The 20479-nt window shown below is 64.7% G+C and carries 18 protein-coding genes and 4 tRNA genes; 1 reads left to right on the top strand and 21 read right to left on the bottom strand.

The window, feature by feature from the left end; translation table 11 throughout:
- Positions 1-384 precede the first annotated feature (384 nt).
- The 10 genes from J7355_RS07175 to J7355_RS07130 form a co-directional block, all read right to left on the bottom strand.
- Positions 385-461 (bottom strand) — tRNA-Arg (locus J7355_RS07175).
- A 14-nt stretch (positions 462-475) separates the two neighbouring features.
- Positions 476-568: transfer RNA gene (locus tag J7355_RS07170), tRNA-Ser, on the bottom strand.
- Positions 569-732: 164 nt separating this feature from the next.
- Positions 733-918, bottom strand: coding sequence for a carbon storage regulator (locus tag J7355_RS07165; protein ID WP_209061237.1), 186 nt, complete (start codon positions 916-918; stop codon positions 733-735).
- A 9-nt stretch (positions 919-927) separates the two neighbouring features.
- Positions 928-2202, bottom strand: a complete 1275-nt coding sequence (locus tag J7355_RS07160) for an aspartate kinase (RefSeq protein WP_209061236.1) — start codon at positions 2200-2202, stop codon at positions 928-930.
- Positions 2203-2297: 95 nt separating this feature from the next.
- Positions 2298-4898, bottom strand: coding sequence for an alanine--tRNA ligase (alaS, locus tag J7355_RS07155; protein WP_209061255.1), 2601 nt, complete (start codon positions 4896-4898; stop codon positions 2298-2300).
- 96 nt (positions 4899-4994) lie between these two features.
- Positions 4995-5291: an MTH1187 family thiamine-binding protein gene (locus J7355_RS07150; RefSeq protein WP_209061234.1), complete on the bottom strand. Its 297-nt coding sequence runs from the start codon at positions 5289-5291 to the stop codon at positions 4995-4997.
- A 54-nt stretch (positions 5292-5345) separates the two neighbouring features.
- Positions 5346-5822: a regulatory protein RecX gene (locus tag J7355_RS07145; RefSeq protein ID WP_209061232.1), complete on the bottom strand. Its 477-nt coding sequence runs from the start codon at positions 5820-5822 to the stop codon at positions 5346-5348.
- Between the two features lie 24 nt (positions 5823-5846).
- On the bottom strand, positions 5847-6932 hold the full coding sequence (gene recA, locus J7355_RS07140) for a recombinase RecA (protein WP_209061230.1): 1086 nt from the start codon (positions 6930-6932) through the stop codon (positions 5847-5849).
- An 82-nt stretch (positions 6933-7014) separates the two neighbouring features.
- Positions 7015-7566: an RNA 2',3'-cyclic phosphodiesterase gene (gene thpR / locus J7355_RS07135; RefSeq protein ID WP_209061228.1), complete on the bottom strand. Its 552-nt coding sequence runs from the start codon at positions 7564-7566 to the stop codon at positions 7015-7017.
- Between the two features lie 15 nt (positions 7567-7581).
- Entirely contained in the window at positions 7582-8091 is a 510-nt protein-coding gene (locus J7355_RS07130) for a CinA family protein (protein ID WP_209061226.1), read from the bottom strand.
- A 414-nt stretch (positions 8092-8505) separates the two neighbouring features.
- Between J7355_RS07130 and mutS the strand changes: the two genes are divergently transcribed.
- Entirely contained in the window at positions 8506-11097 is a 2592-nt protein-coding gene (gene mutS / locus J7355_RS07125; RefSeq protein ID WP_209061224.1) for a DNA mismatch repair protein MutS, read from the top strand.
- A 197-nt stretch (positions 11098-11294) separates the two neighbouring features.
- Here the strand turns inward: mutS and J7355_RS07120 are convergent, their stop codons facing one another.
- From J7355_RS07120 to J7355_RS07070, 11 genes are all read right to left on the bottom strand, one after another.
- A complete protein-coding gene (locus J7355_RS07120; protein WP_348523005.1) occupies positions 11295-11537 on the bottom strand; it encodes a DUF2970 domain-containing protein in 243 nt (80 codons plus the stop codon).
- A gap of 2 nt (positions 11538-11539) precedes the next feature.
- Complete coding sequence (locus J7355_RS07115; protein WP_209061222.1) at positions 11540-12043, bottom strand: DUF2505 domain-containing protein; 504 nt, start codon at positions 12041-12043, stop codon at positions 11540-11542.
- 71 nt (positions 12044-12114) lie between these two features.
- Positions 12115-13521 carry an AarF/ABC1/UbiB kinase family protein gene (locus tag J7355_RS07110; RefSeq protein WP_209061220.1) on the bottom strand — a complete coding sequence of 469 codons (1407 nt, stop codon included), beginning with the start codon at positions 13519-13521 and terminating at the stop codon, positions 12115-12117.
- 189 nt (positions 13522-13710) lie between these two features.
- Positions 13711-13786, bottom strand: a tRNA-Met gene (locus tag J7355_RS07105).
- Between the two features lie 84 nt (positions 13787-13870).
- Entirely contained in the window at positions 13871-14962 is a 1092-nt protein-coding gene (gene ychF / locus J7355_RS07100) for a redox-regulated ATPase YchF (RefSeq protein ID WP_209061218.1), read from the bottom strand.
- 7 nt (positions 14963-14969) lie between these two features.
- Complete coding sequence (gene pth / locus J7355_RS07095) at positions 14970-15554, bottom strand: aminoacyl-tRNA hydrolase (protein WP_209061217.1); 585 nt, start codon at positions 15552-15554, stop codon at positions 14970-14972.
- 51 nt (positions 15555-15605) lie between these two features.
- On the bottom strand, positions 15606-16343 hold the full coding sequence (locus J7355_RS07090) for a 50S ribosomal protein L25/general stress protein Ctc (protein ID WP_209061216.1): 738 nt from the start codon (positions 16341-16343) through the stop codon (positions 15606-15608).
- A gap of 155 nt (positions 16344-16498) precedes the next feature.
- On the bottom strand, positions 16499-17452 hold the full coding sequence (locus tag J7355_RS07085; protein WP_209061215.1) for a ribose-phosphate diphosphokinase: 954 nt from the start codon (positions 17450-17452) through the stop codon (positions 16499-16501).
- A gap of 257 nt (positions 17453-17709) precedes the next feature.
- Positions 17710-17784 (bottom strand) — tRNA-Gln (locus tag J7355_RS07080).
- A gap of 287 nt (positions 17785-18071) precedes the next feature.
- Positions 18072-18698 (bottom strand): lipoprotein insertase outer membrane protein LolB, encoded by a 627-nt coding sequence (lolB, locus tag J7355_RS07075; RefSeq protein ID WP_209061214.1) that lies wholly within the window; start codon positions 18696-18698, stop codon positions 18072-18074.
- Positions 18695-20455 carry a tetratricopeptide repeat protein gene (locus J7355_RS07070; protein ID WP_209061213.1) on the bottom strand — a complete coding sequence of 587 codons (1761 nt, stop codon included), beginning with the start codon at positions 20453-20455 and terminating at the stop codon, positions 18695-18697. Before J7355_RS07070 ends, lolB begins: the two co-directional genes overlap by 4 nt.
- Positions 20456-20479 lie beyond the last annotated feature (24 nt).

Genomic DNA, 20479 nt, shown 5'->3' with positions numbered 1-20479 from the left:
AGGCTCTCCGTGTTTGGAGAGCCTCTCTGCTATGGCGGGCCCGGGAAGATTACTCGCGGCTGCGCCGCTCGCCCTTCGGGCTCGTGCAGCTCGCGCTGCACGATTCAGCCGCTGCGCGGCTGTCGAACAACTTGTTTATTTGTCGGGAGTTCGAATTGTGTCGTCAGATACAAAAAAGGCTCTCCGTGTTTGGAGAGCCTCTCTGCTATGGCGGGCCCGGGAAGATTACTCGCGGCTGCGCCGCTCGCCCTTCGGGCTCGTGCAGCTCGCGCTGCACGATTCAGCCGCTGCGCGGCTGTCGAACAACTTGTTTATTTGTCGGGAGTTCGAATTGTGTCGTCAGATACAAAAAAGGCTCTCCGTGTTTGGAGAGCCTCTCTGCTATGGCGGGCCCGGGAAGATTCGAACTCCCGACCTTGCGGTTCGTAGCCGCACGCTCTATCCAACTGAGCTACGGGCCCTTGACTGGTTGTCATGGCGGAGAGGGAGGGATTCGAACCCTCGAAGAGGCTATAAACCCCTTACTCCCTTAGCAGGGGAGCGCCTTCAGCCACTCGGCCACCTCTCCTGAAATTCTTTGTCCTTCAGAACGCAACCGCTGTTCTTTGGAGCCGTTTGCGTCGACTGTTCGAACAAACCGACTTACTGGAGTAGCGGCCTTGCGAGAGCGAACTCTCATTCGTTCAAGGCCGCGAATAATACCGGTGGAACCGGCCCGGGTAAACCCCTTGTCTACTTTTGATTTGCCCCGGTGTCCGGATCCTCTTCGGCGGGCGCCGCATCCACAGCCTGTATACGCACGTCGCGCGGCGCCTCGACCCCGATGCGCACCGTCTGCCCATCGGTATCGAGCACGCGCACCTCGACCTCGTCGCCCAGCTGCAGCGCTTCGCCCGCGCGGCGCTCGAACACGAGCACGGCCTGTACTCAGCCCTGCTCGGCCGAAGGCGTGAGCTCGCTTTCCACCTTCTTCGGTTCTTCGTCGAGATCGAACTCGTCGTGCAGCGCGCGCACCGCCAGCTCGAGATACTTGGTTTCGATCACGATCGAGATCTTGATCTCGGTGGTCGAGATCATGCGCACGTTGATGTTCTCGTTCGCCAGCACCTTGAACATGCGCGCGGCGACGTTCGCATGCGAACGCATGCCCACACCCACGAGCGAGACCTTGGCGATGCCGGATTGCCCCGAGACATCGCGCGCACCGAGATCCTTCGCGGCCTTTTCCAGCAGGTCCTTGGCCGCGTCGAAATCACGGGTGTGCACGGTGAAGGTGAAGTCGGTCAGCGTGAAATCGCTGCTCGAATCGCCCGAGACGTTCTGCAGGATCATGTCGACTTCGATGTTGTTCTCGCCGATCGGGCCCAGCAGGGCGTAGGCGATACCGGGCCGGTCGGGCACGCCGAGCACGGTGAGCTGGGCTTCGTCCTTGGTGAAGGCGATGCCGGAAATGATCGGTTCTTCCACTTGATTCTCCAATGTGATGAGCGTGCCGGGGCCGTCGTCGAAGGTGGACAACACGCGCAGCGGCACGCCGTACTTGCCGGCGAATTCCACGGCGCGAATCTGCAGCACCTTGGAACCGAGACTGGCCATCTCGAGCATTTCCTCGAAGGTGATCTGTTCCAGACGACGCGCGCCGGACACCACGCGCGGGTCGGTGGTATAGACGCCGTCCACGTCGGTGTAGATCTGACATTCGTCGGCGCCCAGAGCCGCGGCGAGCGCGACCGCGGTCGTATCCGAACCGCCGCGGCCGAGCGTCGAGATCTCGTTGCTTTCGGTCACGCCCTGAAAACCGGCGACAACGGCCACGTTACCGTCGTCCAGCGCGCTGCGCAGATTGTCCGGCTCGATGCTTTGAATACGAGCCTTGGCGTGCGATTCGTCGGAGACGATGGGCACCTGCCAGCCGGTGAACGAACGCGCGGACACGCCGGCGTGGCGCAAGGCCATCGACAGCAGCGCGATCGTGACCTGCTCGCCCGTGGACAGCAGCACGTCCATCTCGCGGGCGACCGGACGACCCTCCAGTTCGTCGGCCAGGCCCTGCAGGCGGTCGGTTTCGCCGCCCATGGCGGACACCACGACGACCACCTCGTCGCCGTTGTCGCGATAGCCCTTGATCTTCTGGGCGATGCGCTTGATCTTGTCGACCGTGCCGACGGAAGACCCGCCGTATTTCTGGACAATCAATGCCATGGAATATCGTCTTCCTTGCCGGGCACGCGCCCGCGCCGATGTGAAAATTCGATTGTACTAAGGAAACTCAGCAAGAGTCCTGCCAGCGTGTCGCGCTAGCCGAGTCGCTGTTCTATCCAACCGTAAACGCTTTCGAGAGCGGCATCGAGCTTGCCGGCGTCGCTGCCCCCGGCCTGGGCCATGTCCGGCCGGCCGCCGCCCTTGCCGCCCACCTGCTCGGCAACGAAGTTCACCAGGTCGCCGGCCGGAGCCGCCTTGCTCTGGCTCTTGGCCACACCCGCGATCAGTGCGACCTTGCCGTCGGCCGCCGCGCCGAGCACGACCACCGCGTTGTCGAGCTTGTTCTTGAGCGCGTCGACCGTTTCGCGCAGGACCTTGCGATCGGCACCGTCCATGCGCCTTACCACGACCTGCGCACCGCCGATTTCGCGCGCGCTGTCGGCCAGATCGTCACCCTGGCTGGCGGCAAGTTTCTGGTTGGCCTGGTCGAGCTGTTTCTCCAGCCCGGCGACCCGTTCGAGCATGCGCTCGAGCTTGTCCTCGAGCTCTGCCGGGGCCGCCTTCAGACGCGACGCCACACGAATCTCGCGTGCCGACGCATCCTGCACCCATTTGAGTGCGTGGCCGCCGGTGACGGCCTCCAGGCGACGCACGCCCGCGGCAACACCGCGTTCCTCGGTGATCTTGACCAGGCCGATTGCGCCACTGGCGGGCACATGCGTGCCGCCGCACAGCTCGACCGAGTAGTCGCCGAAGCGCACCACGCGTACCTCGTCGCCGTACTTCTCGCCGAAAAACGCCAGCGCGCCCTCGGCGATCGCCTCGTCGTAGCTGCGTACGTAGAACTCGCCCGTGATGTTCTCGCGAACCCGCGCATTCACCTGGGCCTCGATATCGGCGAGCGCCTCGGCGGTGACCGATTCGTAATGGGCAAAGTCGAAACGCAGCCGATCCGGCGCAACCATCGAACCCTTCTGGCGCACGTGCGTGCCCAGGGTCTCGCGCAGCGCGGCATGCAGCAGATGGGTGGCGGTGTGATTGAGTTCGATCGCCTGCCGGCGCTCGACATCCACCCTGGCCTCCACGGCGAGATCGGCGGCGAACTCGCCCGACTCGACGCGCCCGAAGTGCAGGAACACGCCGTTCTGCTTCTGGGTATCGGTGACGACGAATTGCGCGCCGTCGGCCTCGATAACGCCCTGATCGCCCACCTGACCGCCCGACTCACCGTAGAACGGCGTGCGATCGAGTACCAGCACCCCTTCGTCGCCGGCTGCCAGTCGGTCCACCGGCTGTTCGTTCTGGATCGTACTGAGCAGGCGCGCGCTGCCCTGCGTTTCGGTATAGCCGATGAATTCGGTGGCGTCGCTGACGTCCAGCCTGGCGTGATAATCCGCGCCGAACTGGCTGGCCGCGCGGGCACGCTCGCGCTGGGCGCTCATCTCGGCATCGAAGCCGCGAGTGTCCAGCGTCAGGCCGCGCTCGCGGGCCACGTCGTTGGTCAGATCGACCGGAAAGCCGTAGGTGTCGTACAGCTTGAACACCGTCTCGCCGGGAATTTCGGTGCCGCTCATCGCGCCGATGGCATCCTCGAGAATGCGCAGCCCCTGGGCCAGCGTGAGCGCGAAGCGCTGTTCTTCCTGCTCGACGACGCGCTCGATCTGCGCCTGCGATTCGGCCAGCTCCGGAAACGCCTCGCCCATCAGCTCGACCAGCGGCGCGACCAGCTTGTAGAAGAACGTGCCGGTGGCGCCCAGCTTGTGGCCGTGGCGAATGGCGCGCCGCATGATCCGGCGCAGCACGTAGCCGCGACCTTCATTGGCCGGCATCACGCCGTCGGTGATCAGAAACGCAGTGGCGCGGATATGATCGGCCACGACCTTGAGCGAAGCGTGTCGGCTGTCCGGGGCCATGCCCACGGCGTCGGCCGCCGCGGCCATCAGCGTCTTGAAGACATCGATCTCGTAGTTGTCGTGCGTGCCCTGCAGGACCGCGGCGATGCGTTCCAGGCCCATGCCCGTGTCGATCGACGGCTTGGGCAGATCCAGCATCTCGCCATCGGGCTGGCGGTCGTACTGCATGAACACGAGGTTCCAGATCTCGACGAAGCGATCGCCGTCTTCTTCCGGCGTACCGGGCGGCCCGCCGTCGATATGATCACCGTGATCGTAGAAGATCTCGGAACACGGCCCGCAGGGGCCGGTGTCGCCCATCTGCCAGAAGTTGTCCTTGGCCCCGATGCGCGAAAAGCTGTCCTCGGACACGCCGATCTCGTCGAGCCAGATGCGCGCGGCTTCCTCGTCTTCTTCGTAGACCGTGACCCACAGCTTCTCGGCCGGCAGTTCGAGTTCGACGGTGAGAAATTCCCACGCGAAATGAATGGCTTCGCGCTTGAAGTAATCGCCGAAGCTGAAGTTGCCCAGCATCTCGAAGAAGGTGTGGTGGCGTGCGGTATAGCCGACGTTCTCGAGATCGTTGTGCTTGCCGCCGGCGCGCACGCAGCGCTGCGAGGACACCGCGCGGTTGTAGTCGCGCTTGTCCCGGCCGAGGAACACGTCCTTGAACGGGACCATGCCGGCATTGGTGAACAGCAGGGTGGGGTCCGAAGCCGGGACCAGGCTGCTGGAGGCAACGAATCGATGCTTGTGCCGTTCGAAATATTCGACGAAACGCGCGCGCAACGCGTTGGTGGACATCATGGGCAGGCGCCTCTTGAACGTAATCAGCGTGGGCCAAACAGCCCGCTAGTCTAGCAGAGCACCCGCAGCCGCCCTACCGCCATTCGACACCGATCAGCCACCGGCGTGAATGCTGTCGATCTTGTCCTGGTTGCTTTGCGGGCGATCGGTGCGGCTCCCGACCTTGATGGTCGTAAACACCCGTGGCGCGCCCAGATCGTGGATCGTCTGGTGGCATTCCTTGAATGCGGCGAACACGTCGTCCCATTCGCCTTCCACGTTGGTGCCGTAGGCATGCAGCACGGGATTGAGCCCGGCCGCTTCCAGTATCGGGCGGCATGCCGCCACGAAGCGCGACACCGACACGCCGGCGCCCATCGGTATGACACAGATTTCGGCCGTTATCTTCATCCAGAACCTCCGCGCAAGCGATTTCCGCCATCTTCCGCCGACGCCCGGCGGTGATCAATCGTCGAACGCGGCCTGCAGCTGGTCGCCATCGAAGCCGCGCCGCTGCAGAAAACGCATCTGCTTGGCCTTGGCGGGAAAGTCCTGGGGCATCTCGGCACCGAAACGCTTGCGGCGCACCTGCTCGGCCAGGGCATGCCAGTCGACTTCGGCGTCTTCGAGTGCGCGGTCGATCTCGAAATCCGACACGTGAACGGCCGCCAGTTCCGCGCGAATACGTACCGGCCCCGTGCCGCGCGACGCACGCGAGGAAACCAGGGCGTCCGCATACCGGCTTTCAGACAGCAGACCATCGTCGATGAGTTCGTCGAGCACGGCCGCGACGATATCCCGGTCGTGATCGCGCTTGGCCAGCTTGGCCGAGAGTTCGGCCGGCGCATGCTCACGCCGGGCCAGCAGATCCATCGCCCGCTTGCGCACCGCAAGCCGCTCGGCGTCGGGGTCGAGCGGCTCGTTATCGTCGGCGTAGCTCACGATCGCGGGGTGATGCCGACGGCGCTAGCTGCTCTGGCCGCCGCTCTGCGCGGAGCCGAGCAGATCCGGGTTCTCGTCTTCGCCGGCTGCGGCGCCCGTGTCTTCGTCCTTCTTGCGGCGCTTGGGCGCCAAGAGTTTCTCGCGCAGTGCGTCTTCGAGCTGCTGGGCGATGTCGGGGTTTTCCTTGAGGAAGTTGCGGGCATTGTCCTTGCCCTGCCCGACACGGTCGCCGTTGTAGGAGTACCAGGAACCGGCCTTTTCGATGAGATTGTTGGCCACGCCCAGGTCGATGATCTCGCCCTCGCGCGAGCTGCCCTCGCCATAGAGAATCTCGAACTCGGCCTTGCGAAACGGCGGCGCCATCTTGTTCTTGACCACCTTCACGCGCGTTTCGTTGCCGATCACCTCGTCGCCCTTCTTGATCGCGCCGATACGGCGGATATCCAGTCGCTGGGAGGCATAGAACTTGAGCGCGTTGCCACCGGTGGTGGTTTCCGGGCTGCCGAACATCACCCCGATCTTCATCCGGATCTGGTTGATGAACATCACCGTGGTGCCGGTGCGCTTGATATTGGCGGTGAGCTTGCGCAGCGCCTGGCTCATCAGGCGTGCCTGCAGGCCAACATGCGAATCGCCCATCTCGCCCTCTATCTCGGCCTTGGGCGTGAGCGCGGCAACCGAGTCGACAACCACGATATCCACCGCCGCAGAACGCACCAGCATGTCCGCGATCTCGAGTGCCTGTTCACCAGTATCGGGCTGCGAGATCAGCAGATTCTCGATATCCACGCCGAGCGCTTCGGCATAGGTCGGGTCGAGTGCGTGTTCGGCGTCGATGAAGGCCGCCGTTCCCCCGGCCTTCTGACATTCCGCGATGGCCTGCAGCGTGAGCGTGGTCTTGCCCGAGGACTCCGGGCCGTAGATCTCGATCACGCGCCCGCGCGGATAGCCGCCGATGCCGAGCGCGATATCCAGCGTCAGCGAGCCGCTCGAGATGGACGGAATGTTGGTGGTGTCCTGATCGCCCATGCGCATCACCGAGCCCTTGCCAAACTGGCGCTCGATCTGGCTCAGTGCGGCGGCCAGTGCCTTTTTACGATCTTCGTCCATAGTTTTCGTCACTTTTCATGAGGATACGATTGCGGCCCGCAGCCGCAGGGCGTATCGAATTCGTTCAGTCGGGGCCATTATTTCATAACCCGCGCAACCCCACCGAGGGCGTCGAAAGCGGCCACTGCCGCAGTTGTATGTACGTGCCCGGCGCGCCGTTGTCGCCACTGGCAACCAGCGAAAAGGCACGTACGGACCATTGAATCGGCGAAATGGGCTGCGCCTTCAGGGCGGGCGACCGTCGGCTGATCGTGACATGCGGCCGGAAAACGGTGTTATCAATATCGGCGCGTGTATTTTTATACAGTTTCGCCGACAAATCCAGCAGTTCGACCGGCGGCGCGCTGGGGGCGAGCCAGTTGATACCAGCGCGGCGAAATGTGCCGGCCTGATCCAGAACCAGATCGAAACAGGACAACTGCACCGAATCGGCCCGGGCGATGAGCGCATCGAGCGCGGCGCGGTCGACGTTGCCCATGAAGGCCAGCGTGAGATGCAGACGCTCGCGACTGACCGCGCGGCCACCCACATCGAGCGCGCGAGCCCGGTCGACGATCTGCCGTGCGACCGGCTCGGGCGGCATCAGCGCGAAGAACACCCGAAAGCGGCGCGCAACCGGGCCCTGCGCATCCACGACCGGCTGACTGCGCTACTGGGCGTCGGCGCGTTCGCGCAGGCCGACCAGCGCTGCCACAACGCTCTGCCGACGTACTTCGGCGCGCTCGCCTTCGAACTGATAACGCACCACATCGGGACGTTGTCCCCGCGCCATCCAGCCGATGAACACGGTGCCGACGGGCTTGTCGTCGCTGCCGCCGTCCGGCCCGGCGACGCCCGACACTGCAATGGCCCAGTCTGCCGGGCTGTGGGCGAGCGCGCCTTCGAGCATGGCCGCGACAACCGGCTCGCTGACCGCACCGTGTGCGGTCAGCAACGCCTCGGGCACATCCAGACATGCCTGCTTGGCGGCATTGGAATAGGTCACGAAGCCGCGCTCGAACCAGGCGGAGCTGCCCGCGCGGTCGGTACAGGCCGCCGCAATCATGCCGCCGGTGCAGGACTCGGCCGTGGCCAGCGTCTGGGCACGGCCCGGCAGCAGGGTCGCGAGCTGTTCGACGAGGTTGGCGATGGATTTCTGGGCATCGTAGGCAGCGATCATCCGACGTAGTATGCCAACTCGTGCCTGCGAAGAGAGGCCCCGGCGTCTACAATTGCGCCCCCGCCGGCCACAGCCGGCCCCATACCTGGCGTTTTGCACGGATCAACACAGCTTCATGAGCGCATCCCGCACCGGCGAACAACGCAACGAGATATCGCCCGAGAGAGGTCCTGTTTACGTTTCATACAGCGCCGCGTTGCGGCCCAAAATCGTGCCAGTCAAGGCGCAGGGCGCAGGCCGCAGCTATTCTGCGGTCAAGCGCTGCAACGCCGGATGGCGCGGTTTTGGGCCGCAACCCGAAGGGACGACGACTATTTTTCTGCAATACCGCGTTACAGCTCGCTCATGTAGCGGAGCTACACCGCGCTCGCTGCGCCTTGTCTTGCAAAAAAATAGTCGTCGGCGCGTCGCTGTATGAAACGTGAACAGGACCTGAGTCAGCACACGCCGATGATGCGCCAGTATCTCGGCATCAAGGCGGACTATCCGCACATGCTGCTGTTCTATCGCATGGGCGATTTCTACGAGCTGTTCTTCGACGATGCGCACCGCGCCGCGGAACTGCTCGACATCACCCTGACCGCGCGCGGCGAGTCGGCGGGCCGCTCCATCCCGATGGCCGGCGTGCCCTATCACGCGGCGGAAAACTATCTCGCGCGCCTGATTGCGAAGGGCGAGTCGATCGCCATCTGCGAACAGCTCGAAGCGCCGGGTGCCAGTAAAGGCCCGGTCAAGCGGGAAGTGGTACGCGTGGTCACCCCGGGCACGGTCACCGACGATGCGCTGCTCGAAGCCCGGCGCGCCAATCTCATCGTCGCCCTCGCGCCGGCCAAGCGGGCCATCGGCATTGCCGTGCTGGAGCTGGCACGCGGCGATTTCGCGGTGACCGAAGTGGCCGACGAAACCGCGCTCGCCGCCGAGCTGGCCCGGCTCGATCCGGCAGAGATCGTGGTCGGCGAACAATCCACCCTGGCGCTGCCGAGCGACGGCGTGGCGATCACGCGACGGCCGAGCTGGCTGTTCGACGCCGTGAGCGCGCGCCGACGCCTGGAAGGCTTCTTCGAAGTCGCGCAGCTGGATGCCTTCGGCTGTGCGGATCTGCCGCGCGCGATTGCCGCGGCCGGCGCGCTGGTCGACTACGTCGAAGCCACGCAACAGGCTGCGCTGTCGCATATCAAGAGCCTGCGCACCTACGCCGTCACCGACACGCTGGTGCTCGACGCGGCTACCCGTCGTAATCTCGAAATCGAACACAGCGCCTCGGGCGACACGCGACACAGCCTGGTGGGCCTTCTGGACCGCTGCGCCACGCCCATGGGCGCCCGTGCGCTGCGCCGCTGGCTGGCCGAGCCGCTACGCAACTTCGATATTCTGCGGCATCGCCATCTGGCGATCGAAACGCTGCTGTCGGGCAGTCATGCCGGGTTGTCGGAACGGCTCAAGGAAGTCCCGGATGTCGAACGTATCGCCACCCGCATCGCGCTCGCCTCCGCGCGCCCGCGCGATCTGTCCGGGCTGACCCGCGCGCTCGCCGCGCTGCCGGCGATCCGCAGGACGCTGGCAAGCCTGGACGCCCCGTTGCTGACTGCCCTGCACGAGCAGATCGACCCGGCCGAAGACGTCCACGCCCTGCTCGAGCGCGCGGTGATCGACAACCCGCCCGTGGTGATTCGCGACGGCGGCGTGATCGCGCCCGGCTACGACGACACGCTGGATGAACTGCGCGACCTGTCGGCCAATGCCGACGGTTTTCTTGCCGAGCTGGAGACGCGCGAGCGCGAACGTACGGGCGTGGAAACGCTCAAGGTCGGCTACAACCGCGTGCACGGCTATTACATCGAGATGGGCCGCGTGCATGCCGACAAGGCGCCGATGGATTACCAGCGTCGCCAGACCCTCAAGGCCGTCGAACGCTATATCACGCCGGAACTCAAGAAGTTCGAGGATCAGGTGCTCTCGGCCCGCGAGCGGGCGCTGGCCCGCGAAAAGGCACTCTACGCCGAACTCGTCGAGACGCTCTCCGCGCATCTGCCCAAACTGCAGGCCATCGCGGCCGGGCTGGCCAGTCTGGACGTGCTCTGCGCGCTCAGCCGCTGCGCGCTCGACTATCACTGGGTCGCGCCCACGCTGACCGACACGCCGGGCATCCAGATCACCGGCGGCCGGCATCCCGTCGTGGAGCGCTTTTCCGATACGCCGTTCGTCGCCAACGACACCGAACTGAACGACGACTGCCGCCTGCTGCTGATCACCGGCCCGAACATGGGCGGCAAGTCCACCTATATGCGCCAGACCGCGCTGATCGTGCTGCTCACGCATATCGGCAGCTTCGTGCCGGCCGAGGCCGCGCGCGTCGGCCCGCTGGATCGCATCTTCACGCGTATTGGCGCGGGCGACGATCTATCTGCCGGCCAGTCGACCTTCATGGTCGAGATGAGCGAGACCGCGCAGATCCTGCATCACGCCACCGATCGCTCGCTCGTCCTGCTCGACGAGATCGGGCGCGGCACCTCGACCTACGACGGCCTCGCACTGGCGCGCGCGGTGGCCGAGCGGCTCGCCCGGCACAATCAGGCCTATACCCTGTTCGCGACCCATTACTTCGAGCTCACGCAGCTTGCCGAGGACTGGCCGGCCAGCCGTAACGCGCATTTCGAGGTGGCCGATTACAACAGCGGCGGCGAGCAAAAACTGGTGTTCCTGCACGCGATCCGACCGGGGCCGGCCTCGCGCAGCTTCGGCCTGCAGGTCGCCGCACTCGCCGGCGTGCCGCGTACGGTGATTCGCCAGGCAGAGAAACACCTGGCCGAACTCGAAGCGCAGTCCCGAGCCGAGAGTGGCCCGCAGATGGGCCTGTTCGAACCGGCGCCGGAGGTGACGACACCCGCCGAGCCCGATCCGCTGCATGAGGCGATTATCGATCTCGACTGCGACGACATGACGCCGCGCGAGGCGCTCGATCTCCTTTACAAACTCAAACGGCTGGCTGCGCAGCCGGGTTCCTGACAGGTCTCACGCAAAGACGCCAAGACGCAAATTGAGCCGCGCCCGCGGTTTGCCAAAGAGTCGAGCGCGCGCGCCCCGAGACTTAATAGTCTTCGAATGCGCCCAAGGCCTACGCCCCACCGTAGTAACGCGCCACAGAAAATCTCTTTCTTTGCGTCTCTGCGCCTTTGCGCGAGGCACAACGAACAGCGCCCCACTCAGCCCAAGGACATGGCGAGCTTGACCAGGCCGATGATCACTGCGATCAGGACAACGGTCGCCAGCAACCCCAGCAGGATGAAGTGACTTGCCTTGCCGCGGGTGAAATCGCGTTCGCGGTTGGCACTGGACTGGACGCCGAAGAATGCGGCCATCACGCTCATCCAGCTCTGCCAGAGCGTGGGCGGGCCTTGGGTGTCGTCCTCGTGCGGCGCGGGTTCCTGCTGGCGATCGTCGGTCACGATCAGGCCGCGGCGTAGTCGCTCGCCATCTCGTTGGACAGCACCATGTCGCGATGGAAGCGATCGGTAATCGGGCCGGCGATCGCTTTCTCGATCTTGCCGCCGACCAGCGGGACCTGGGCATCGATATCGAAATTCAGGGTCAGGCGCGCCTTGCCGTCGTGCTCGCTCAGCCGCAGATCGATGGCGATATCCACCGGAGTCTTCTCGATATCGATATCGATACGCCCGCTCTGCTTGGCAATCTCCCAGACGTCGGTCTGGCGCAGCATGACGCGGTCACCGATGCGCTTGCGCACGATGTCCGGAAACGACAGCTTGTTGGCGTCGAGCGCGTGGCGGACCGTGATAGAGAAACGCGCGTCACTCTTCTGCGTATCGACGAGCTCGGGCTTGCGGCCGCCGCCCAGGCGCTCGTACTTGTGCAGAAAGTAATCCTGGTCGGTGAACATCCGCATCATGGTGGCGGCGGAATGATCGAAATCGAAGGTTTCCTCGAACTTCATCTACGGTTTTCCTCGTGAAATGAATCGCGGCGCGATGTCCGGGCCGGGGTCGCTTGCCGCGTCGTCTGGATTCAGGGCCGCTCGGCAGGCGCTTCGTCCGTTTCGCGATAGAGATATTCGGCCAGCATGTCGCGGGCGTCGACCTCGGCTTCGAGTACGGCAAGCAGCACGAACACGCCGCCCATGCGCCGATGCAGGAATACGATCTCGCGCGGCGGAATGCGGAACCACCGGGAAATTGCGGCATCCGATACGGCACGGGATACCCGAAACGGCAGATCCGACTCGCCCCAGCGATAGGCCCCGTCGGCAGTGGCGAGTTCGTCGGGCGGGTCGTCGGCGAACGGCTCGATCATGAGCATGCCCACACGCGCAAAGGCATCGAACACATGCTGCGGGGAATCGCGACGCAGCAGATTGATGCCGATGGCGCCGTCGATCAGTCGCTTGGCGTCTTTTTCGAAGGCCCCGGCGACCACGTCGTAATAGGAGCCCAGAAAGCGCGGAGCAAACTCGCGGGTGGCGCCGAAATCCAGCAGCACCATCTGATCCGGGCCATCATCCTGCAGCCGGATCTTGTAGTTGCCGAAATGCGGGTCGGTCTGGACGATGCCCCAGACGAAGAACTCGCGAAAGAACAGATCCAGGGCCTGCCGGCCGAGCGCATTGCGCCGCGATTGGTCGAGCTGCTGCACAGCCTCGCTCTGGACGTGATGCGCGGACTCGAAGGACGTCACCAGCACGGTCTCCGTGGAGTACTCCGGAAAGACCTGCGGCACCACATAGCGATCGTCGCCCTCGAGCCGACGCGCGAACTCGCGCGTCATGCGCAGTTCGCGGTCGTAATCCACCTCGCGGTAGATCATCTCGCGAACCTCTTCCATGATCGCGTTCAGCTCCATGCCCTTGGGCACGAGGCGCGCCAGGCGCACGATCTGCGTGAGCGTGCGGATATCGCTGTCGATAGCATCTGCCAGCCGCGGGTACTGGATCTTCACGCACAGCTCGAGGCCGTCCGACCGGCGTCGCGCACGGTGGACCTGACCCAGCGAAGCGGCGGCCAGCGGCTCGGGGTCGATATCCAGCTCGGACAGGCGCTTCTTGCCCAGACGCTGGACCACGACCGGCTCGAGCTCTTCCCACGCCACCGGCGGGCTGTCGTCCTGCAGGCTGCGCAGCACCTCGATAGCCTCGGGCGGCATGAAGTACTGGCCGTAGACAGACAGCATCTGCCCGACCTTCATCACGCTGCCCTTGAGCTGGCCGAGTTCGTCGGCGAGAAACTGGGCCTGCTTGACGTAGAAATCGCGGTTGCGGCGCTCCTTGCTTTCCTTGCTGCGGAACATGTTGCCGAGCGTGTGGCCGGCGAACGAGGCGCCGGCCATCACGCCCATGCGTGCCATCGCCGCATTGCGATCGAAGGAGCCTGTCTTGAGCTTGAGCGGTTTCCGGTCTCTACGGTCGGAAGAATTGGCCATACGTCGGGTGGACTGCCGCATAAAGGTTGAAGTCTATCAGGTCACCCCGGCTCGGCAGACCCGTGGAATCACGGTGCGCGCCGGATTGGGCGGCGCTGACAGCGCCTCGCGGGCATGAGCCAAAAAAAAAGGACCCGGCGCCTTGCCGGGTCCCTTTCAACCTCCGACGAATCGAAGGTGCACGTCGCCTGGTGGCTATGGGTGGATTTGAACCACCGACTCTCGCATTATGAATGCGATGCTCTAACCCCTGAGCTACATAGCCGGAAAGCCGCGTAGTTTCTTCGCCGACGGCCGCCGTGTCAACCCTTGCGGGACAACGGCTGGCACGTATTTCGCAGCGCCGGTTTCAGACGTTGAAACGGAAGTGCACGACGTCGCCTTCCGTCATCACGTATTCCTTGCCCTCGAGCCGCTGGCGGCCGGCTTCCTTGGCCCCCTTCTCGCCCTTGAGCTCGACATAATCGTCGTAGCCGATGACCTCGGCGCGGATGAAACCACGCTCGAAATCGGTATGAATCACGCCGGCGGCCTGTGGCGCCGTCGCGCCGCGGCGCACGGTCCATGCCCGCACCTCTTTCGGCCCCGCAGTGAAGAACGTCTGCAGGCCAAGCAGTTCGTAGGCCGCACGGATCACGCGATCCAGGCCCGGCTCGTCGAGGCCGAGATCGGCCAGGAACTCGTTCTTGTCGTCGCCGTCGAGCTGGGCAAGCTCGCCTTCTAGTGCGGCGCACACCGCGACCACCGGCGCATTCTGCGCGGCGGCGTGTTCGGAAACACGATCGAGCAGCGGGTTGTTCTCGAAGCCTTCCTCGTCGACGTTGGCCACGAACAGCGCGGGCTTCGCGGTGATCAGATGCAGCTCGCGCAGCGCGAGCCGGTCGTCGTCGCCCAGATTCATGGCCCGCACCGGCGCGCCCGTGTCGAGATGTTCGCGCACCCGCTCGAACAGCTCGGCGTTGCGCTTCGCGGTCTTGTCGCCGGATTTCGCTGCCTTGGCCGTGCGCTCGGCCGCGCGCGTGACCGTGGTCAGGTCGGCGAGCGCCAGTTCGGTATCGATGGTTTCGATATCGGCGATCGGATCGACCCGGCCCGAGACGTGCATGACGTCGTCGTCGTCGAAACAGCGGACCACGTGCAGGATGGCGTCGGTCTCGCGAATGTTGGCAAGAAACTGGTTGCCCAGGCCTTCGCCGGTGGAAGCGCCCGCCACGAGGCCGGCGATATCGACAAACTCGATGGTTGTCGGCAGCGTCTTCTCGGGGCTGGCGATTGCTGCCAGGGCGTTGAGCCGGGGATCCGGCACGGTCACAACACCCACGTTCGGGTCGATGGTACAGAACGGATAGTTCTCGGCCGGGATTTCGGCCGCGGTAAGCGCGTTGAAGAGCGTGGACTTGCCCACGTTGGGCAGTCCGACAATACCGACCTGAAGTGCCATAGCTGTCCTAGGAAGCCTTGCGGGAATTGAGTTGCTGGGCGCCGTGATCCCAGCCCTTGTCGAGCACGACTTCGAGCGCCGCGATACCGGCATTGATGGCGTTGTCGATCTCGATACGCTCGTCGGGCGCGGGCGTGCCCAGAACATGCGACAGCACGCGTGCGCTGTCGCCGGGGTGACCGATACCGAGACGCAGACGCCGGTACTGGCTCCCGATAACGCGGGTGATGTCGCGCAGGCCGTTGTGGCCGCCGTGGCCGCCGGATTGCTTCAGCCGCGCGGTGCCGGCCGGCAGATCCAGATCGTCGTGCACGACGAGTACGCTTTCAGGCGCGATCTTGTGGAATGCACAAAGCGGCTGCACCGCTTCGCCACTCTTGTTCATGAAGGTCAATGGTTTGAGCAGCCAGACCGTGGCGTCGCCCATGCCATGGCGTGCGAGTTCGCCCTTGAACTTGCGTTCTACCGCCGGTGAGACACGCCAGCGGTCGGCGAGTCGGTCAGCCAGCCGGAAACCGACATTGTGCCGGTCGCTGACGTGCTCGGCGCCGGGATTGCCCAGCGCCACGATGGCGCGAATCGGATCGCTCACGCTGCACCGTGGTGCCGGGCTCGCACGACGATAGTCAGCGAAGAACGAAGACTACTTGTCTTCGTCGTCGCTGTTGTCGTCGCCGGACTCGTCGGAATCGCCGTCGCTGGCGCCTTCCTCGGACTCGCCTTCTTCGCCTTCCTCGGCTTCGGCGGCGGCCGCTTCGGCTTCGGCCTCTTCCTCGGCTTCCAGCTCGATGGCGGCGCGCGGAACCTGCACGGAAACCACGGTGCGGTCGTGCTGGTCTTCCTCGTCGCCCATCAGTTCGACGATCTCGACGCCTTCGGGCAGCACGAGTTCGCTCAGGTGCACCGAGTCGTGCAGATGCAGCTTCGAGCAGTCGACCTCGATGTACTCCGGCAGGTTGCGCGGCAGACACTCGATCTCGATGTCGTTCATGTTGTGCTGAACGACGCCGTCTTCGTCGGCCACACCCGGGCATTCGTCTTCGCCGACGAAGTGCAGCGGCACACTCATGCGCAGCGCTTCACCCGCAACGATGCGCAGGAAATCGGCATGCTCGATGAAGGGCTTGGCCGGATGACGCTGCAGATCACGCAGTACGACTTCCTCGGTCTGGCCGCCGTTAACGTGAATCTTGATGATGTGCGAAAAGAATGCCTCGTTGTCCAGATGATGCTCGAGGTCGTTGTGCTCGAACGTCAGCATCACCGGCTCGCCGTTACCGCCGTAAATGATGGCCGGCACACGGCCTTCACGACGCAGGCGACGGTTCTCGGCGCGGCCCTTCGCGGTACGTTTTTCCGCATTCAGCTCGAAAGCTTCCATATCGATTCGCTCCAATAATAAGGACGGCCGCCGGGGTTCCCGCCGGTCGCTCGATCGTTGTTTTCATGGCGGGCCGCCGCCCACCGATCTCAAAAGACCGCGTAGTATACGCGCTTGAGCGTCAAATGCACGACCCGTAAGGCCGGAAATTCACGCTAGTCGACATAAAGCGTGGACACCGACTCCTCGTTGCTGACCCGGCGGATGGTTTCAGCAAGCAGCGCGGCGATATGCAGCTGGCGAATCTTGCCGCAGGCCGCGGCATCCGGCGAGAGCGGGATGGTGTCGGTGACCACCAGTTCGTCCAGGCGCGAGTTGCTGATGTTTTCGATCGCCTTGCCCGACAGCACCGGGTGCGTCACGTAGGCCTTGACCTTGGTCGCGCCCTGGTTCTTGAGCGCGTCGGCGGCCTGGCAGAGCGTGCCCGCCGTGTCCACCAGGTCGTCGACCATGATGCAGGTCTTGCCGCTGACGTCGCCGATGATGTTCATCACCTTGGCTTCGTTGGCCTTAGGCCGGCGCTTGTCGATGATCGCCAGATCCGCGTCCTCGAGACGCTTGGCAAGCGCGCGTGCACGCACCACGCCGCCGACGTCCGGCGAAACGACGATCAGCTTCTCGTCCTTCTGGCGCCAGATATCGCCGAGCAGCACCGGCGAGGCATAGACGTTGTCCACGGGCATGTCGAAAAAGCCCTGGATCTGGTCGGCATGCAGATCCACCGTGAGCACGCGATCGGTACCCACCGCGCCGAGCATGCTGGCGACCACCTTGGCCGAAATCGGTACGCGGGCGCTGCGCGGGCGCCGATCCTGGCGGGCATAGCCGAAATACGGGATCACCGCCGTGATGCGCCCTGCCGATGCACGATGCAGTGCATCGATGAGCATCAGCAGCTCCATGACGTTGTCGTTGGTCGGCCGGCAGGTGGGCTGGACCACGAACACGTCGCGACCGCGCACGTTTTCCTCGATCTCGACCGTGATTTCACCGTCGGAGAACTTGCCGACATTCGCCTTGCCCACGGGCAACTTGAGGTAACCGGCCACATCCTTGGCCAACGCCGGATTGGCGTTGCCGGTAAAGACCATCAACCTGGAATCCGCCATGGGTTCGTGCTGCCGTGCTGTCGATTGAAATGAGCAACGGCCGACGCCTGGCACGTCGGCCCCATGCACCGCGCTGCACGCGGGCATTCGATTGGCTGGGGCGGCAGAATGACTCGGCATCTTACGATGCCTCACCCTGCGGGCTCGTGCCGCTGCGCGTCACGATTCTTGCGCGCTTCGCGCGCGGCGTCGAACCTGCAGGTTCTCTTCCAGCCGCCCCCGGCTGTTTTCGTGTCCGCCTAGCGGACATCCAACTATGGCTGGGGCGGCAGGATTCGAACCTGCGGTACACGGGATCAAAACCCGATGCCTTACCACTTGGCTACGCCCCATTTAACTTGTCGTCTTCGTTCCTTCGAATCCTGCCGCTACACGCCAGGCTGCGAACCTGCGGTACACGGGATCTATTATCTTAAAAGGGCCGATGCCTTACCACTTGGCTACGCCCCATCTAACTTTTTCGCTATCGCTTGCAGCAATAATAGATGCGTACAGAACTGCAAACGCCGGCGCTTTGCCGCTCCATACAGGCCAAAGCGACGAGCCCACCGGGAAGAGACTCTACGAGCCGTGCCCCTCCAACGAAGGCCGCGTATTTTCTTGGCTGCCCGGGCCGCTGTCAATTCGCGCGCGATACACCGTCGACGTCGAACCAGCGATCGACGACCAGGCGAATTCGGGTTTCCCCGTTATCCAGCACGATACGTCGCGGCACGGGCGGCGCGCCCTCGGGCTCCACGTAATCCGGAAAGGACAGCGCCCAGCCCTGCTGCTCCAGCGCGATCATGCGCCCCTGGTCGTCCACGCTGATGCGTTCGTAGTCCCCCGGCGCGGGCACGCCACGCGCCCAGAAGCGCAACGGCTCCAACGGGAAGGTCCAGCCCAGTGTCTGCTCGACGAGCGCATCCGGCTCGGTCGTGACGAAGCGATCGTCGCGGGTCTGGATGATCACCTCGTCCTCGAGCGCACCCTGCGCGCGAAATCCGCCGGCGCCCAGCGGCCCCGACAGGCGCACGTCGAAGGTTTCGCCCTGCTGACGCCAGCTCAGATTGCCGGTCCAGCCCAGCAGTTGCCCCGTCGCCACACGCCCCTGCAGGGACCAGACATTGAAATCGGCGAGCGCCTCTTTATGCGCCGCCCAGGCCGATGCGTTCACGACCCCGGGTTCGGTTTCCGCCGGCTTGCGGATGATCGCGCAGCCGCTGAGTACGCCGAGCACGACGAGAGACAGAAGAAGTTTTTTCATGGATCGAGACGGTTCACGGTTTCGCGTAGAACCGGGTGGTCGGGGTTGTCGTCGAGCGCACCCTGCCAGAGCTGGCGGGCGGCTTCACGCTGGCCCTGTTGCCAGAGCACTTCGCCGAGATGGGCCGCGACTTCGGCGTCCTGGAAGTCCTGGTACGCCCGTTCGAGATACTGGCGCGCCTTGGCCAGGTGGCCGAGCCGATACTGCACCCAGCCCATGCTGTCGAGAATCGCCGGGTTTTCCGGATCGGCCTCGAGCGCGCGTTCGATATAGCCCAGCGCTTCCTCGTAGCGGTCGGAGTGGTTGGTGAGCAGATAGCCGAGCGCGTTGAGGGCGCGCACGTCATTGGGCTCGCGGGCGAGCACGTCCCGCAGGTCGGTCTGCGCCGCCTCGATGTTGCCAAGGCGTTCGTGGGCCATCGAGCGGCCATAGCGCAACTCGGTGCTGCTAGGTACCGCCTCCAGGCCGTGGTTGTAGATATCCAGCGCCGCGCGCGGCTCGTCGGCCTCGTAGAGCAGCTGCCCTTCGGCGGCATAGAGCTGGTCGACCAGTTCGGGGTAGACGTCGCGCAGTTCGGTAAGCCGCCGCTGCGCGCCGGGCAGATTGCCCTGCATGTAGATCATGCGCGCGGCGCGGACCTGTGCATCGAAGGCATGGCCGCCGTTCTCGACACGCTGGTACCAGCGCTGCGCCGCGACGAAATCCTCCCGCTGTTCAGCGACGGCGCCCAGATAGTAGGCGGCATCGTCAGCGCGATCGTTGTTCTCGTAGAGCCGGGTGAGCGCGATCTCGGCGCGGTCGAGATCGCCCACGCTCAGTGCCAGAATCGCCAGCCCATAGCGGGCGTCGGCATTGTCCGGCTGCAGCGCGATCGCGCGCTCGAATTCGGTGAGCGCCGCGTCGTCCTCGTCGGCTTCGATAAGCAGGCGGGCCAGCGCGAGATGATACTGGGCCCGACTTGCATCGTTGCCAGGCAAGCCATTGACCAGGGCCTGGGCACGCTCGGTCTCGCCGGAGCGGATCCACACCCCGGCCTGGAGCAGCACCGCGTCGTTCCAGTCCGGATCGAGCGCGAGCGCCCGCTCGGCCGCCCGGGCGGCGATCTCGTTGCGGTCGTAGCGCATCGCGATCACACCGAGCGCGTACTGGGCAGGGGCGCTGTCGCTGTCCTGCTGGGCCAGTGCGCTGGCCGCCTCGATAGCGATATCGGCGGATTCCGGCTCGCCACTGATCACGTCGGCCAGCAGCCGATAGCCCATGTCCGGCGAGGCGGCGGCTTCCACGAGGGCCGGCGCATAGACGCGAAGGCCCTCGGCGTCGCCGTTTGCGATCGCCATGCGCGTGGCGGTGCGCTGGGCATCGAGTGAGTCCGGGGCCGCTTCGGCCCAGATGCCGGCCGCGCGATAGGCCAGCGCGGGTTTGTCCGCGAACAGCGCAATACGGGTGGCGCGCTTGGCCAGCGACGGGTCGTTGGAATATTCGAGAGCGGCCACATATTCGCGAGCGGCGAGCGCGCGCTTGTTGCGCTGAATCGCCATTTCGCCGGCAAGGACATGATATTCGTACGCTTCGCGCCGACTGACCTGTGACGGCTTCACGGCATTCGCATCGATGCGCACATCGGACGCGGGCCGCTCGCCGATCGGCTGGCTCGCACAGCCGCTGGCCAGCAGCACGACGAACGCCGCCGCGAGCGCGGCACGCCCGAGCCGCCGCACCGTGGCCGGGCCGGCACAATTCACGTCGTTGATATGCATGACGCGATGATAGCGCGACGATCG

Source organism: Endozoicomonas sp. G2_2, from assembly GCF_017744135.1.
Taxonomy (GTDB): Bacteria; Pseudomonadota; Gammaproteobacteria; order Nevskiales; family Salinisphaeraceae; genus Salinisphaera.
Note: the sequence above shows the minus strand (reverse complement) of the source record. Positions and strands in the feature narration are given on the sequence as shown.